The 15170-nt window shown below is 70.4% G+C and carries 12 protein-coding genes; 5 read left to right on the top strand and 7 right to left on the bottom strand.

What is annotated here, in order from left to right:
- Window positions 1–38 precede the first annotated feature (38 nt).
- From pepN to CWS50_RS08050, 4 genes are all read right to left on the bottom strand, one after another.
- Window positions 39–2687, bottom strand: a complete 2649-nt coding sequence (pepN, locus tag CWS50_RS08065; protein ID WP_127842378.1) for an aminopeptidase N — start codon at window positions 2685–2687, stop codon at window positions 39–41.
- 243 nt (window positions 2688–2930) lie between these two features.
- Complete coding sequence (locus CWS50_RS08060; RefSeq protein WP_127842377.1) at window positions 2931–4088, bottom strand: LCP family protein; 1158 nt, start codon at window positions 4086–4088, stop codon at window positions 2931–2933.
- Window positions 4089–4130: 42 nt separating this feature from the next.
- Window positions 4131–5144, bottom strand: a complete 1014-nt coding sequence (locus tag CWS50_RS08055) for a hypothetical protein (RefSeq protein ID WP_127842376.1) — start codon at window positions 5142–5144, stop codon at window positions 4131–4133.
- Between the two features lie 214 nt (window positions 5145–5358).
- Window positions 5359–7449, bottom strand: coding sequence for a M13 family metallopeptidase (locus CWS50_RS08050; protein ID WP_127842375.1), 2091 nt, complete (start codon window positions 7447–7449; stop codon window positions 5359–5361).
- Window positions 7450–7534: 85 nt separating this feature from the next.
- On the opposite strand from CWS50_RS08050, the gene CWS50_RS08045 reads away from it, so the two are divergent.
- Window positions 7535–8029, top strand: a complete 495-nt coding sequence (locus CWS50_RS08045; protein ID WP_127842374.1) for a ribose-5-phosphate isomerase — start codon at window positions 7535–7537, stop codon at window positions 8027–8029.
- A gap of 3 nt (window positions 8030–8032) precedes the next feature.
- On the top strand, window positions 8033–9076 hold the full coding sequence (locus CWS50_RS08040) for an Fpg/Nei family DNA glycosylase (RefSeq protein ID WP_127842373.1): 1044 nt from the start codon (window positions 8033–8035) through the stop codon (window positions 9074–9076).
- A gap of 53 nt (window positions 9077–9129) precedes the next feature.
- Here the strand turns inward: CWS50_RS08040 and cysE are convergent, their stop codons facing one another.
- From cysE to CWS50_RS08025, 3 genes are all read right to left on the bottom strand, one after another.
- Window positions 9130–9705 carry a serine O-acetyltransferase gene (gene cysE / locus CWS50_RS08035; RefSeq protein WP_127842372.1) on the bottom strand — a complete coding sequence of 192 codons (576 nt, stop codon included), beginning with the start codon at window positions 9703–9705 and terminating at the stop codon, window positions 9130–9132.
- Between the two features lie 112 nt (window positions 9706–9817).
- Window positions 9818–10747: a cysteine synthase A gene (gene cysK, locus CWS50_RS08030; protein WP_127842371.1), complete on the bottom strand. Its 930-nt coding sequence runs from the start codon at window positions 10745–10747 to the stop codon at window positions 9818–9820.
- Window positions 10748–11476: 729 nt separating this feature from the next.
- Window positions 11477–12349 carry a YigZ family protein gene (locus CWS50_RS08025; protein ID WP_127842370.1) on the bottom strand — a complete coding sequence of 291 codons (873 nt, stop codon included), beginning with the start codon at window positions 12347–12349 and terminating at the stop codon, window positions 11477–11479.
- A 577-nt stretch (window positions 12350–12926) separates the two neighbouring features.
- Between CWS50_RS08025 and CWS50_RS08020 the strand changes: the two genes are divergently transcribed.
- The 3 genes from CWS50_RS08020 to CWS50_RS08010 are packed head-to-tail and all read left to right on the top strand — an operon-like array spanning window position 12927 to window position 15161.
- Window positions 12927–13457, top strand: coding sequence for a radical SAM protein (locus CWS50_RS08020; RefSeq protein ID WP_127842369.1), 531 nt, complete (start codon window positions 12927–12929; stop codon window positions 13455–13457).
- A gap of 37 nt (window positions 13458–13494) precedes the next feature.
- Window positions 13495–14046 (top strand): hypothetical protein, encoded by a 552-nt coding sequence (locus CWS50_RS08015; protein ID WP_127842368.1) that lies wholly within the window; start codon window positions 13495–13497, stop codon window positions 14044–14046.
- Window positions 14043–15161 (top strand): methyltransferase, encoded by a 1119-nt coding sequence (locus tag CWS50_RS08010; RefSeq protein WP_127842367.1) that lies wholly within the window; start codon window positions 14043–14045, stop codon window positions 15159–15161. Before CWS50_RS08015 ends, CWS50_RS08010 begins: the two co-directional genes overlap by 4 nt.
- Window positions 15162–15170 lie beyond the last annotated feature (9 nt).

Raw genomic sequence — 15170 nt, 5'->3', positions numbered from 1 at the left:
GGCCGCTACCCGCCCGTCACTACCCACCGGTCGGTCCGTCACTGCGGTGCCCCAGCAGTCTCAGCCGCCTGGGCGCGGGCTACCCTCACCGTGTCGTCCAGGTTCTCCTGCACGATCCGGCGCAGGGCTGCGGGGGCCTGCGGGTGGGAGTCCAGCCACCCCCTCAGGGCGCCCTGGGGGTCCGGACCCTCCTGCTGCGTGCCCTCAGGGCACTCAAGGCCGACGGTGGCGCACGACCACAGCCCTGACAGCAGGTTCTCAGCCATGTGGAAGGTCCGCGAGTCCCAGATCCGCTCGATCTGGGCGACATAGTCAGTTACGAAGGGTAGGAGCAGCTCGGGACGGCGCTCCACGTCGGTGAACCCGCGCAGGACACGGACCTGGGTCTCGTTAGGCATGGTGGCGTCCTCCACCAGCTCACGCCACGTGCGCCTCTTGGCCTCGGGTGTGGGGATGCTGGCGAGGGCCTGGGCGGCGCGCTCGCGGCCTGTGGTGGTGACGTCACGGCGGGCCTCGGCGGCAATCTGCTCCTCGCCCCAGCGGCCCGCCGCCACCAGTCCGGTCAGCACCTCCCAGCGCAGGTCCTGGTCCATGACCAGGCCGTCCAGGTGCTGGGTACCGTCCAGCAGCCCCTCCAGGACGTCGAGCTGGGAGGGGGCGACCGCGTGCGCGGCGACGGCGCGGACCAGCTGGAGCTGCTTGTCACTGCCCGGTGTGGCGGTCTCCACCAGGTCCAGGAGAGTCGTGGTGGTCTGGAGGGCTGCCTGCTGACGGCGTGCGGGGGGAAGGTAGAGGGACAGGCAGGTGGCGAGGCGGCCCAGCAGCCCCTGGAGGACCGAGGAGCTCTCCTCCACGCGCAGCGCCCGCAGGGCGGCCTCACGGTAGCGGGAGGCCGCGAGCTCGCCGTCGCGGACCATGTCCCAGGCGCAGGCCAGCAGCACCGAGCGCGGCAGGGAGGCGGTGAAGGCCTCCACGTGCTCCAGCCCCAGGGCCAGGGAGCTGGCGTCCAGGCGGGTCTTTGCGTAGGTGAGGTCCTCGTCGTTGAGGAGGAGGACGTCTGGACGGCGGGTTCCCACCAGGGCCGGTACCGGTGTCAGCTCACCCTCCACGTCGAGCTCGACTCGTCCGGTGCGCTCCATCCTGGCTTCCGTCCGGGGTTGCGTCCGGGCGCTGTCCGACCCCTCGCCTGCCTGCAGGCTGTAGGAGCCCAGCACCACGCGGTGCGGGCGCAGCGAGGCGGGTGAGCCCGCAGGCACCTCCTGACGGACCGCCGCAGAGGTGATGACGTCGTCGTCCACGGTGATCTCGGTGCGCAGGGTCGTGACCCCCGCCTCCTGGAGCCACACGCGAGTCCAGGCTGACAGGTCCCGGCCCGAGACGGCCTCCAGCTCGGTCAGCAGGTCAGCCAGCTCGGCGTTGCCGTAGGCGTGGGCTTCCAGGTACCTTGCGATGCCGGTGAAGAAGCTCTCGCGCCCGACGTAGCCGACCAGCGCCGCCAGGACCGAGGCGCCCTTGGCGTAGGTGATGCCGTCGAAGTTGACCTCCACGTCGTGGAGGTCAACGATCTCTGCTGCCACGGGGTGGGTGGAGCTGAGCTGGTCCTGGTTGTAGGCCCACCCCTTCTCCAGGGTCTGGAAGGTGGTCCACGCCTGGCTCCAGCGCGTGGTCTCTGCGGTGGCCAGGGTGGAGGTGTACTCAGCGAAGGACTCGTTGAGCCACAGGTCGTTCCACCACCTCATGGTCACCAGGTCGCCGAACCACATGTGCGCCAGCTCGTGGAGGATGGTCACGGCGCGGCGCTCGACCCGGGCCTCCACGGGGCGGGAGCGAAACACGTAGTCGTCCCGGTGGGTCACGCACCCGGCGTTCTCCATCGCTCCGGCGTTGAACTCGGGGACGAAGACCTGGTCGTACTTGGGGAAGGGGTAGGCGGTCCCGAAGAGGTCCTCGTAGTAGGCCAGGCCCTTCCTGGTCAGGTCCAGGACCTCCCCGGCGTCCAGGTGCTCGGCCAGGCTGGCCCGGCAGTAGACACCCAGGGGCACCTCCCGCCCGTCCGGTGCCGTGTAGACGTCGGTGACTCCCACGTAGGGGCCGGCCACGACGGCTGTCACGTAGGAGCTCAGCCGCTGGGTGGGGGCGAAGGCGAACCGGGAGGCCGGGGCGCCGTCCGCCCCGGTCGTGGCCGTGGGGGAGGGGGTGGGGGAGTTGGACAGGACGGTCCACTCGCGGGGCACGGTGACGGTGAAGGTGAAGGAGGCCTTGAGGTCAGGCTGCTCGAAGACCGCGTATACGCGCCGGGAGTCGGGGACCTCGAACTGGCTGTAGAGGTAGGTCTGACCGTCGGCCGGGTCGGTGAAGCGGTGCAGCCCCTCACCGGTGTGCATGTAGGCGCAGTCGGCGGTGACCACCAGCTCGTTGGACTCCTCCAGGCCGTCCAGGGCGATACGTGAGTCGGCGTAGACCTCGGCAGGGTCCAGGGCCCGGCCGTTGAGGGTGACGGAGCTGAGCTCGGCGGCGATGAGGTCGATGAAGGTCGACGAGCCGGGGACGGCCGTGAAGCGCACGGTCGTGGAGGAGCGGAAGACCTTCTCTCCCGTGGTGAGGTCCAGGACGACGTCGTAGCTGTCGGTGGCGATGGTCGCGGCGCGGGCGACGGCCTCGTCACGGGTCAGGTTCTGCCCTGGCATGCGTGCTCCTTGTGGTGGTGGGCGGGGGTCGTGTGCGCCGTGGCTGCGGCGGGGAGGTGGTCGGCGCGGGCGGCACTCACACGTGGGTGCGCGGCGACGGGTCCCAGGGGTGATTGTCGCACTACGGGGCAGCCAGGAGAAGCCCGGGAGGAGCTCTCGCGCGTCCGCAGCTGTACCAGCCCTGTGCTTGCGGTCCCCAGGACCCGCCGGGGGCCAGCGGGGTCGCAGGGCGAGGTCGGCAGCCTAGCGGGAGCCCGTGGTGCACGAGCCGGGGGAGTGGCCGTGCCTGGCCAGGACCTCTTTGGTCGTGTCGTCGGCGAAGGCCACGATGGAGGCATCGTTGCCCGGGCTGTCCTGGTTCTGGCCGGTGTCAGCCTCCGAGACCGGGACGTCAACCACCTCCAGCCCGTGGCCGGCCTGCGCACGGGTGTCGTCGTGACGGGCGCCGTGATCGTGACCTGTGTCGTGCGCCGAGGCGAGCGTGCGGGCCAGGGAGAGCATGCCGGTGGCCCCTGTGCCCGTGTCGAGCGTCAGGTGGCTGGCCAGCTCATGGGCCAGCCGGTGGGCGCCCCAGGGGGTGCGCGCCTGGTCCCTGACTGCGCTCAGCGTCGCCGTCATGACGGTCGTGGTGGACTCGTCCCGACGCTCCTTGCCCTCCTGCGGGCTCAGGGCGGTCCACGTCTCCTCCCGCAGCACCTCAGGATGACGGGACCTGACCAGGGCGAGGGCCTGGGAGCCGGAGAGGCGCTGCCTCCCGGCTGAGGTCAGGTTGAGGCCGGTGTAGGAGTCCCTCACGGGCTCGGGCACCTCCACCTCCAGACCTCCCAGGGAGTCGATGACGGCGGCGAACTGCGCCATGTCGAGGACGACCAGGTGCGTGGTGGCCACGCCCAGGCCCTGGCACAGGAGGTCAACCGTTCTCTGCGGCCCAGAGAGGTAGCTGGTGGCCAGTCGTTCCATCGATCCGTCCGCGTCGAGCAGCACCAGGTCACGCGGCAGCGTGAGTACTGTCAGGCCGCCCTGCCGGGGCTGGACAAGAGCCAGGACGTCGGCGCGGGACCCGGGTACCTCGCTGGCCGATCCGTAGTGGTCCGGTCCCTCGGGGAGGGTCTCCCGGGAGTCCACGCCAAGCACGAGCCAGGTCTGCTCAGGCTGCTGCCCGTCCTGGGCCGAGTCAGGGGAGGAGCCAGGAGAGGGGGTGGCGGGGGGCATGGCGGTCGGCATGGTGACGTCGACCCGCTGGGGCCGTGAGGACAGGACGGCGACGTCGGCGCCCCCAGCGGCCACCAGGGCCAGCACGAGCAGGGCTGCGTACAGGCCGCCTCGTCGTCGGCGGCGTGCAGGGGGGAGGGCGCCGTTAGACGCCCTCCCCCCTGCACGCCAGTGGTGTGAGCGAGTCATCCTGCCATTGTGCCGCCTGTGCCGCTCCTGGCCGGGACGCGGCTACAGCGAGGCCTTGCGGCGACGGACGTAGAGTGCTCCCGCCCCGGTGAGGGCCAGGACGAGGGCGAGGCCGCCGACGAGCAGGGTGCTGGTGCCGGTGCGTGCCAGGTCCGAGGCGTCGGACTCGGCCGCCGCGCGGGTGGATCCTGCGGTCACGGAGACCGTGGAGCCCGTGCCCGACGCGGACCGGTCCTCAGCCTGCTGCCCCTCAGCCGTCAGCTCAGTGGCGGCGGTCCCCTGGTCGGGGTCCTCGGCCGCAGGGTCCCCGGTACCGACGGCGTCGGAGTCGGTACCGTCCTCACCGTCACTGACGACTGAGTAGGTACCGTCCGAGACCTGGATGAGCTTCCTGCTGGTGGCGTACTCCCCGTAGCGCGACCCGCTCAGGGCAAGCCGGTAGATGCCGTCGGCGACGTCGGAGGGGGCCGCCAGGGAGCCGTTCACACTGCCGTCGTCAGCGGCCGTGAGGCTACCCAGTGAGGCTGCCCTTGCTCCGGTGTCGAGCGACTCCAGGTAGACCTCGATGGTCTCGCCCGGGGTGAAGCCGCTGGCCTTGATGGTGAGGACCTGGGAGCCGACCCCACCCTTGATGTGGAAAGTCCCCGTGACAGTCGTGCTGTCCAGGAAGACGCCGTAGCGTGCGGTGCTCGTGGTCTCGTTGTAGGCCACGCAGGCTGAGGACACGGTCCAGCCGTCCTCGTCGACGTCACCGCCACTGGCACTGACCAGCGAGGCGACGTCGAGGGTGGTGCTCCAGGTGCCGTCAGCCGCAGGAGTGGCTGTCACTGCACTGCTCAGGTCCTGGCTGCCCGGGGGGAGCAGGGCGACGCTGACCGTCGCGTCCTGCCCGGTGCATCCGCTACCGGAGACGGTGTAGGACGTGGTTGACGGGTCGATGACCGCCTCTCCCTTCGCGCTGAAGTCGCTGGCCGCCCCGGCCGGGACGGCCAGCAGAGAGGCGCCGACCAGCGCGGCTGTGGCGCTGGCAACAGCGAAGGGACGTCGAAGAGGCATCGTTCCTCCAAGGGTGGGATGAGGTAGGGGGGTGACGTTGTGATGTCACCGTGACACACCGAGACTAGCGCGAAGGTGACACTCCTGACAACTGCGGTCGTAACGAAAATGTGACCTCATGATGAGAGGTCTGTCCCAAAAGAGGTGTGCTAGCGGGGGGTAGCGCCTCGTCCGGGCCGTGTCCAGACCCTGGGGCCACCACCACGGTGCCGGGCTACCAGATGGTCACTCGTTCCTGCGGGTCCAGCCACAGGCGGTCCTGGGGGCCGACGTCGAAGGCCTCGTAGAAGGCGTCGACGTTGCGCACGATCCCGTTGCAGCGGAACTCTGACGGGGAGTGGGGGTCCACGGTGAGAAGCAGCTCGGCGTAGTCGTCGCGGTTCTTGCCCCGCCAGATCCTCGCCCAGGAGCAGAAGAAGCGCTGCAGCCCGGTCATGCCGTCGATGACTGGCGCCTGGTCCAGCGAGTCGGCGCCGGTCTCGGCCAGCGCCAGGCGGTAGGCCTTGAGCGCGATCCCCAGGCCCCCCAGGTCCCCGATGTTCTCCCCGACGGTCAGGGCGCCGTTGACGTGGGGAACCTCCTCCGCCGGGGTGCCGTCCCGCTGCGCCCGCTCCAGCAGCGCCGCAGGCACGTAGGAGCTGTACTGGTCGATGAGCGCACGGGTGCGCTGGGTGAAGGCCTCGCGGTCGGCCTGGGTCCACCAGTCGCTGACTCGCCCGGTCCCGTCGAAGGTCGAGCCCTGGTCGTCGAAGCCGTGCCCGATCTCGTGGCCGATGACCGCCCCGATGCCTGCGTAGTTGACGGCGTCGTCGGCGTCGGGGTCGAAGAAGGGAGGTTGGAGGATCGCCGCCGGGAAGACGATCTCGTTCATGGTCGGGTTGTAGTAGGCGTTGACCGTCTGGGGGGTCATGTGCCACTCCTCGCGGTCCACGGGACCCTCCAGCTTGCGCAGCGCCCGGGCTGTGTCGGCGGCCTCGACGCTGCGCACGGAGGCGAGCAGGTCCCCGGGGGTCACCACGACGGTGGAGTAGTCGCGCCAGCGCACGGGGTAGCCGATCTTGGCGGTGAACTGGGAGAGCTTGTCCAGCGCCCGCTCCCGCGTGGCCTGGCTCATCCAGTCCAGGGAGGAGATCGACTGCCGGTAGGCCTCGATGAGACGGGTGACCAGCTCCTCCACCAGGGCCTTGTGCGAGGCGGGGAAGTGGCGCTGGACGTAGAGCTCTCCCAGGGCCTCACCCAGGCAGCCCTCCACCAGGCCCACACCCCGCTTCCACCGGGCGCGCAGCTCGTCGGTGCCCTGGAGGGTGCGCCCGTAGAAGCTGAAGCTCTCCTCGACGAAGGCGCGCGACATCAGCGCGGCCCGGCCGTGGACCACGTGCCAGGCGGCCCAGGCTTTGAGGGAGGCCAGGCTGGTGGCCTCCCAGACGCCTGCGGCGTAGGCGAGGTAGTCAGGCTGGCAGACGATCGCCTCCTGGAGGAAGGAGGTCTGCTCCACGCCGGTGGCCGCAGCCGCCTCCAGGATCCCGGTCTGCCACTGCTGCCACGGGAAGCCCGGGGCCGAGGCGACCAGGTCCGGCCACGAGGTCGGGTTGTTCATCTTCCCCACGTCCCGGCAGGTCACCCGGTCCCAGTGCCCCCGGGCCAGGGTCGTCTCCACCTCCATGACCTTGCGGGCCAGGTCGGCGGCGGAGGTGGTCTCGGTACCCTCAGGTGCCAGGACGGAGGGCGGCCCTGCCAGGTCAAGCATCCTGGACACGTGCTCCACGTAGGACTCCCGCAGCCCCGCCTGGTCGTCCTCACGGTAGTAGGACTCGTCGGGAAGCCCGATGCCCGCCTGAGAGACCCAGGTGGTGTAGCGCCCCGGGTCGTTGAGGTCGTTGTCCACGCCCACGGAGACAAGGCCGGTGAAGCCGCTGGGCAGCAGCGTCCCCAGCACCCGGGCCAGCTCCTCCTTGGTGCTGGCCGCCAGGACGGGGGCGATCTCGGGCTCCAGGGCGCGGGCACCCAGCTCCTCCAGGCGCTCCTCGTCCATGAAGGCCGCGTACAGGGCGCCGACGCGGCCCGGTCCCGAGTCCAGGGCGTGGCCTGCTGACGCGGCCTCCTCCACAATCTGGCGGCACGCCTCCTCAGCGGCGTCCCGCAGCTCGACGAAGGCGCCGGTGCCGGGGCGGTCGGCAGGGATCTGGGCCTGCGCCAGCCAGGTCCCGTTCACGTAGCGGAACAGGTCGTCCTGGGGCCGGGGCGCAGGAGCGGCGTCGGTACCTGCGGGAGAGAAGGGTGAGGGGGACGAGGAGGAGTCGGTCATGCGCGCACGTTATCCCGGGGTCGTGCTCAGGGGTGGGCCGTGTCTGCGGTGTAGAGGAGTGTTCGCGTGAGGCACAATCAGTCCCATGCGCATCCACATCGCCTCCGACCACGCGGGCTTCGAGCTCAAGGCCGCCGTGCGCCAGCACCTGACCGCTCGTGGGCACGAGGTGGTTGACCACGGTGCCCACACCTTTGACCCTGACGACGACTACCCCGCCTTCTGCCTGGAGTGCGGTGAGGCTGTGGTCGCCGACGAGGGCAGCCTGGGGATCGTCCTGGGGGGGTCCGGCAACGGCGAGCAGATCGCAGCCAACAAGGTTGACGGGGTGCGGGCCGCTCTGGCCTGGTCCCTGGAGACCGCCAGGCTGGCCCGCCAGCACAACAACGCCAACGTCGTCGCCCTGGGAGGACGGATGCACAGCCTGGACCAGGGGTTGGGGATCATCGATGCCTTCATCGCCGAGCCCTTCAGCGGCGACGAGCGCCACGCACGTCGCATCTCCCAGCTGGCGGACTACGAGGTGCGCGTCCACGGCGCCGCTGCTCCTGGTGCTGGCGCCGTCCCCTCCGGGGAGTGAGCCGTGCCGGAAGGGCACACGGTCCACCGCCTGGCGGCGGCCCTGGCCGAGCTCTACGGTGGGCAGCGTCTGAGGACCTCCTCCCCGCAGGGTCGCTTCGCCGAGGGCGCCGCCAGGCTGGACGGCCTTGTGCTCCTGGGCGCCCAGGCCCACGGGAAGCACCTGTTCCTGGCGCTCGGCCCCACCTGCGACCTCCCTGTGGACCACGAGTCCGTCACCTGGCTGAGGGTCCATCTGGGCCTGTACGGCTCGTGGACCTTTGACGGGGACAGCCTGTTCACCGCCCCGCACGCCATCGGGGCTCCCCGGCGGCGCGTGGGGGAGCGGGGCGAGCACGCGCTCAGGGGCGGGGGCGGCTCCGCTCTGAGCGGGCTGAGCGGTCACGTCCCCGGGGCAGGTGGCGGGGACAGCGACGAGACTGGTGGCAGTGACGGGGGCGGGGCCGGTGACAGCGGCGGCGGTGCCGTCGTCCCGGGCCGGTGGCACCCGCCAGCACCTCGCGGGGCCGTGCGGCTGCGTCTGCAGGGGGACCACGGCGTGGCTGACCTGACGGGGCCAGCCGCCTGCGAGCTGCTGGACGGGGCGGGTGTGGCAGCGGTGCGCCGCCGCCTGGGCCCGGACCCTCTGCGGGCCGACGGGGACGTGGAGGCCTTCGTGGCGGCGGTGCGCTCCAGGAGGCGCGGCATCGGGGAGCTCCTCATGGACCAGTCGGTCATCGCCGGGGCCGGCAACATATTCCGTGCCGAGACGCTGTTCCGTGTCGGTGTCTCCCCGTTCCGGGCGGGCAGCCGGGTCAGCGAGGCCCGGCTGCGCCGGATCTGGGAGGACCTGGGGCCGCTCATGGAGCACGGGGTGGCCACCGGGCTCATCACGACGGTCGAGCTGGACGACGTCCCTGACCCCCTGCCTGGGGACGACCCGGAGGCGGGGCGCTGGTACGTCTACCACCGCAGCGGCCGCGCCTGCCTGCGGTGCGCGGCCGTGGTGCGTGAGCGGGAGGTTGCTGGCCGTCGGCTGTTCTGGTGCCCGGTGTGCCAGGCTGCCTGACACGTCGGGCACACACGTCGGCACAAGGGCGCAGGCCAGGCGCAGGACACGGGTCAGATGTAGATCGTGGGGTCGAGCATGAGCTCGGGGTCGGTGCGCGGGTCCCGCGCGCGCGCGGGCACGCCCACGCCCACGTGCTCGGCGGGCAGGTTCTTCACCAGGACGGCGTTGGCGCCGATCTTGGCCCCGTCCTCCACCGTCACCGGCCCCAGCACCTTGGCACCCGCCCCGATCTGGACGTCGTTGCCGATCGTGGGGTGGCGCTTGCCAGGATTCATGGAGACCCCGCCCAGGGTGACGCCGTGGAACATGAGCACGTCGTCGCCGACCTCCGCGGTCTCCCCGATGACCACACCCATGCCGTGGTCGATGAAGAAGCGGCTGCCGATCCGGGCGGCGGGGTGGATCTCGATGCCCGTGACGCCGCGGGCCACCTGGGACAGCGCCCGGGCAGCGAAGCGGTGGCCGCGGTGCCAGAGCTTGTGGGCAGCGCGGTGCGCCCACAGGGCGTGGACCCCCGGATAGAGCAGGGCCACCTCGACACTGGAGCGGGCAGCCGGGTCGCGGCGTCGCGCCGTGGCCAGGTCCTCGCGCGCCAGGTCCAAGAGAGGTCTGTTGGGGTCGTGCATGGAGTGCTCCTCGTCGTGGCACCGCTCCAGCCAGGTGGGCCCTCGGGCGCCGTGAAGTGAGTGCCTGTGGCGCCCTGCCCGGGGCAGGGCGCCACAGGGTCTGGTCTGGTCGTCAGTCGAGCAGGTCCTGGAACAGGACGGTGCTCAGGTAGCGCTCACCGGTGTCGGGCAGGACGGTGACGATGGTCCTGCCCTCCAGCTCGGGCCGCTGGGCCAGCTGGGCGGCTGCGGCCAGGGCCGCACCCGAGGAGATCCCCACGAGCAGGCCCTCCTCGGCGGCGGCGCGACGGGCGTAGGTGATGGCCGCCTGGGACTCGATGTGCAGCAGCTCGTCCCAGATGCCCTGGTCGAGCACCTCCGGGACGATGTTGGGGCCGATGCCCTGGATCTTGTGCGGGGACCAGGAGCCCTCGCTGAGCAGGGGCGACTCGGCGGGCTCCACGCCGATGACCTTGACCTCCGGCTTCTCCTCGCGCAGCACCTGGCCCACGCCGGTCAGGGTGCCGCCGGTGCCGATGCCTGCCACGAAGACGTCCAGTTCGCCCCCGGTGGCCTCCAGGATCTCGCGGGCTGTGGTCTCACGGTGGACCTGGGGGTTGGCCGGGTTGGCGAACTGGGAGGCCAGGATGGAGTTGGGGGTGGCTGCCTGGATCTCCTCCGCCCGCTTGACGGCCCCGGCCACACCGCCCTCGGTGGTGAGCACCAGCTCGGCGCCGAAGGCCCGCATGATGGCTCGGCGCTCCTTGGAGAAGGTCTCCGGCATCGTGATGACGACCCTGTAGCCCAGGGCGGCCCCCACCATGGCCAGGCCCACCCCGGTGTTGCCGGAGGTCGCCTCCACGATGGTGCCGCCGGGCTGGAGCTCTCCCGACCTCTCTGCGGCGCGCACGATGGACAAGGCGATGCGGTCCTTGACTGAGGAGGCTGGCTCGAAGGCCTCCACCTTGGCCAGGACTGTGGCCGGGGCGCCGTCGGTGACGCGATTGATGCGGACCAGTGGGGTGTTGCCGACGAGGGCGGTGACGTCGTGGGCGTATGTCATGGGTGTTCCTTTGCTGGTACTGGGGTGGGAGTGCCGTAGGTGCCGTTGCGGGAAGCAGGCACCGCTCGGCGGTGCTGGGGCCGATCCAGGAGAGTGCGCCGGTCAGGGGCGCGGGGGCAGCAGCCCGGGGCGACGGTTCGCGGTCGTCAGGAGGATTCTGAGCAGGGGCTCCACGAGGTCGTAGTGCAGGAGCTCAGTCAAGGACTCCCGGATGGCCGGGGACGGCTGAGCCGTCAGTCTTCTGGTAGTCGTGCGAGCGCCGGGCATGCGCGCCGCGACGCGCGCACAGTCCTCAAGGCCTGGCGCCCTAGAGACACCGGCAGCAGGGGAGAGACATCGCGCACATGACGGTGAGCGTCATCGTGGGGTCCTCCTCTCCCGTGTCCGGCCGGGGCCGGTTTGTCTCAGGCCTGCTCAGTAGGTTTGGTGGGCTGGTCGACAGGCCGACCCACCAGGCACGCCAGCACGCAGGTGGCGTGGGCGCCGTGGTTGGAGGAAGGCTAACCCTTCCGCCACCGGTGCCGTCAATCGGTACGGTGCGGTTGCGGGTGCTGTCGGGGGTGTTTTCGCGGTGGGCGTGACGCGCGTACCCGCCTGGTGGCACTTCTCCTGACCTTCCTGCTGACCTTCCGTCGTCTTCCTGGCGTCCGTTCCCCCGCCGTCCCGTCCTTCGCTCCTTTTCCTGCGCTCCTGCGTCTCTTTCCCTGCTGCCTCACCCGCAGTCTTGTGTCAGGCGTGGTCAGGCCGCTCCGGCACCTCGACCAGGCGGGTGCCCGCCGGGTGGAGCCGGGCCCGCCCGGCGCTGAGGGAGGCCAGCAGCGGGCGCAGGGAGGCGGCCTGGGCGTCAGGGGTGGACAGCGTGAGGACCACCTGGGTGGCCGCCCACGTGGTCTCCTCCACGGTGACGTCGGCAGCGGTGGCGCTGCCGCGCAGCCCGGCCTCCAGGTGGCCTGCCTGGGCCGGGGGCACAGTGAGCGTCCACAGGTGGCGGGTGGCCAGGCGGACCCGGGTGGCGGCGGCCAGGGCCTGGGCGGCGGCCTCGGAGTAGGCGCGCACCAGGCCGCCGGTGCCCAGCAGGGTCCCGCCGAAGTACCTGGTCACCACGACCACGGTGCTCACCAGCCCGGTGCCGCGCAGCACCTCCAGCATGGGGCCGCCTGCGGTGCCGGAGGGCTCCCCGTCGTCGCTGGAGCGCTCCACGGGCCGCGCCCCCTCAACGGCCACGATGAAGGCCGAGCAGTGGTGGCGGGCGTCGGGGAAGGTGGAGCGTGCCCGGGCTATGAAGGCCCGGGCCGCCTCCTCGGTACCGGCCCGTGCAGCCTGGGCCAGGAACCGGGAGCGCCGGACCTCCAGCTCGGTGACGGGCTGCTCGGCGCGGGCCAGGGTGAGGTAGCCGACGGGGGAGGGGCCGCCATGAGGCGCCAGGTGCTCCCGGTTCTGGGCGGCGGCGGAAGGCACGGGCGTTGACGGTGACGTTGACGGTGACGTTGAGGGCGGCGCTGGGGGCGGTGACGAGGATGCTGAGGACACCGGGGGTGTCGTGGATGTCGTGGCGGCGGCCCGCCGGGACGCGTGACGGGTGCGGCGGGTGCTGCGGCTCATGGCCCCATGATGCCTCCTGAGAGGGGCAGTGGTGCCCGCAGGCGTGCGGGGCGGTGCGAGCACGTGGGGAACCGGTGTCCGAGAGCCGGGGCGTGCCTGCGCTGAGAGTGCCTTTGATCCTGCACCCAGTAACCTATTAGGAAGTCATGCTGATCTTCCCATAAAGAACGGGGTATGGGCGGAACAGGTGTTTTCGCCTGTCGCAGCAGTGGAAGCGCACCATCTCCGACGTCGGCACACGTCTGGACGTGATGCCATTGACGTGGCTAGCATGTCTGTGGGCGCTGTCGCGGTCGGTACCGGCGGTGGCGAGGTCGGAGGTGCCCAGGCTGCAAGGAGGTGAGCCGGGGTTCCGTCAGGTCTGCCATCGCTACCAGGGCCTGCGGGAACGGTGTGATGAGCTCTCCGCAGGACCGGGTGCGGCCGGTGCCAGTCAGCTGCCGACCAGCCGCTGGTCAGCGGCTGGACCAGGGTGGCTGCGCGCAGCCTGGTCCACAGGTATCTCCTCCAGGTGCACGACAGCACAAGCCAGAGAGGGCGCAAGCCCACGCAGACAGGCCCAGAGAAGGAGAACACAGTGACTACGGCAGTCACGGAGAATCCGGTCCAGGTCCAGGTCGTCCCTGACGGGGCGCCTATTGATGAGCTCGCTATCGCCACCACTGACAGGTGCCAGGCCAGGTGCGCCCACTGCCTGATGAAGTCCGGTCCGGAAAGGACCGAGGAGCTCTCCCTTGAGGAGATGGAGTCGTTTATCAGTTATCTTCACGAGCAGCACGGTCTTCAGCTGGTCGTGTTCACCGGTGGGGAGTCGACCTTGCTTGGTGACACGCTGCTTGAGGCCATCGCTTTCTGCAGCGAGAGGGGAATCGGCACCCGGCTCGTGACGAACGCTATCTGGGCGCAGGACTATGACACGGCCAGGGACTACCTGGTCACACTGCGCGAGTGCGGCCTCAACGAGCTGAACATCTCCACCGACGACTTCCACCTGGCGTGGATTCCGATTGACAACGTGCTGCGCGCGTGGAGCGCCGCCAAGGGCCTGGGGGTTCACCTCGGTCCTGGTTGCGGTGTGCAGCGGTCCGCGCAGCAGGCTGACGCCTGACGGTCTGCGCGACCTCCTGGGCGAGGACGTGCCGGACGTGTACGACGAGCAGATGAACCGAGCAATGCCGCAGCCCCAGGCCGACGGGACTGCCTACGCCATCTCGAACACGAAGGTCTCGCGCCTGGGCCGGGGCCTGCGCAGGGACTACCTGCCGGAGCCCAGCGCCCGGGAGCCCGGCCACCTTGCCGGAGGGTGCGCCGCCATGCTGAAGCCCGTGACCATGATGGGCGACGGCAGCGTCGGGGTGTGCTGCGGTGTCAACATTGAGGGAAACGAGATCCTCTCGCTGCGTGGCGCGGTCCCGGCTGAGGACGGTAGCGGTGGTCGGCAGTACCACCTGACCACCGGGCCGCAGCAGGCCCTGGTGCTCGACGCCATCAGGCACCTGGGGCCTTCCTACCTGTACTCCCTGGCCACGGGAGCCACGCAGGAGGAGATCGAGGCCGAGTACTCCTCAATATGCGAGGTGTGCGAGACGCTGACCACGGACCGGCGCATGCTGGCTGAGATATACCGCCATCAGGACAAGATCCGGCTGGACGTGGAGGTGGCCAAGCTGGCGCACAGGATTGTTGAGCGGTCATGACTGCTGTGCGCTACTTCCACCCAGACAGGATCGGGAACGGTGCGGGGCGCCTGCTGTACCGGGCACTGACTGACAGCGGCTACATCGACGTCCTGTCCTCGCTGCTGCACCGGGACCAGCCCCAACAGGCGCTGAGAGGACTGCTCACTGACCTGCCGGAGGGGCTGCAGGCCGCCTGCACTCTTCTTCAGCTCGGCGGGTCCGTGGCGACCGAGGCGCTTCCCGGCAGACTGTCGTCGGCGCTGGTTGAGTTGGAGCCGGCGGGGCTGGTCAGCACCGAGCACGGCACGCTCCGCCTGCGGGGCCTGTGCCTGTCGGTGCAGGACGGCCTGCTGTACTTCTCCGACCTGCCTGCCCGCCGCCAGAACCTCTACTACGGAACCGACTCCCTTGCCCTGGCCTCCCGGCTACAGGTCTACCCCGGCCCTGACCGGCGGGTCCTGGACGTCTGTGCGGGCCCGGGGATCCAGGGGCTGCTGTCCTCCAGATCTGGTGCGTCAGTCACCTTCGTGGAGGCTAATCCGCTGGCACTGAGCCTGTGCCAGTGCAACGTGCGGCTCAACGGGTTGCAAGGGCAGGCGGAGTTCGTGGGGCGCCCGGTGGAGGAGCTGCACGGTGACGGGACGTACGACTACGTCTTCGCCAACCCTCCCCTGATCCCTGTGCCCGGGCCGGTGGACTACCCCTTTGTGGGCGACGGCGGGCCGGACGGGCTGGCGGTGACCAGGAAGATTCTCGCCACCGCTCTGCCGCTGCTTGCCGAGGGCGGGAGGCTCACCACCATCGGGATGTCCTCCGGCAGTGAGCAGCACTCTGCGGTGGAGGGCCTGGTCCACCAGGCCTCGCAGGAGTGCGAGGGCCTCTCCTTCTGCCTGGTCCTTCTTGGGCAGATCGACCTGGGGGCAGGTTCGGCGTGGTTGCACAGCATGCGGGATTCTGTTGCCCTGTACGGAGGGCGGGACATGTCCGCTGAGGAGCTGCTGGAGTTCTACCGGGAGCAGTGCGGCACCACTGTCTACACCTACGCGCTGTCAGTCGTGAACAGCGGGGCGCCATCCACGACCGTCATCGGGCCGGTTGACTCGACGTCGGGGCAGACGTGCTGGTGGGTCTAGACGGGTCCT

This window comes from Actinomyces wuliandei (assembly GCF_004010955.1).
Taxonomy (GTDB): domain Bacteria; phylum Actinomycetota; class Actinomycetes; order Actinomycetales; family Actinomycetaceae; genus Actinomyces; species Actinomyces wuliandei.
This window is presented reverse-complemented; position numbering and strand designations above follow the sequence as displayed.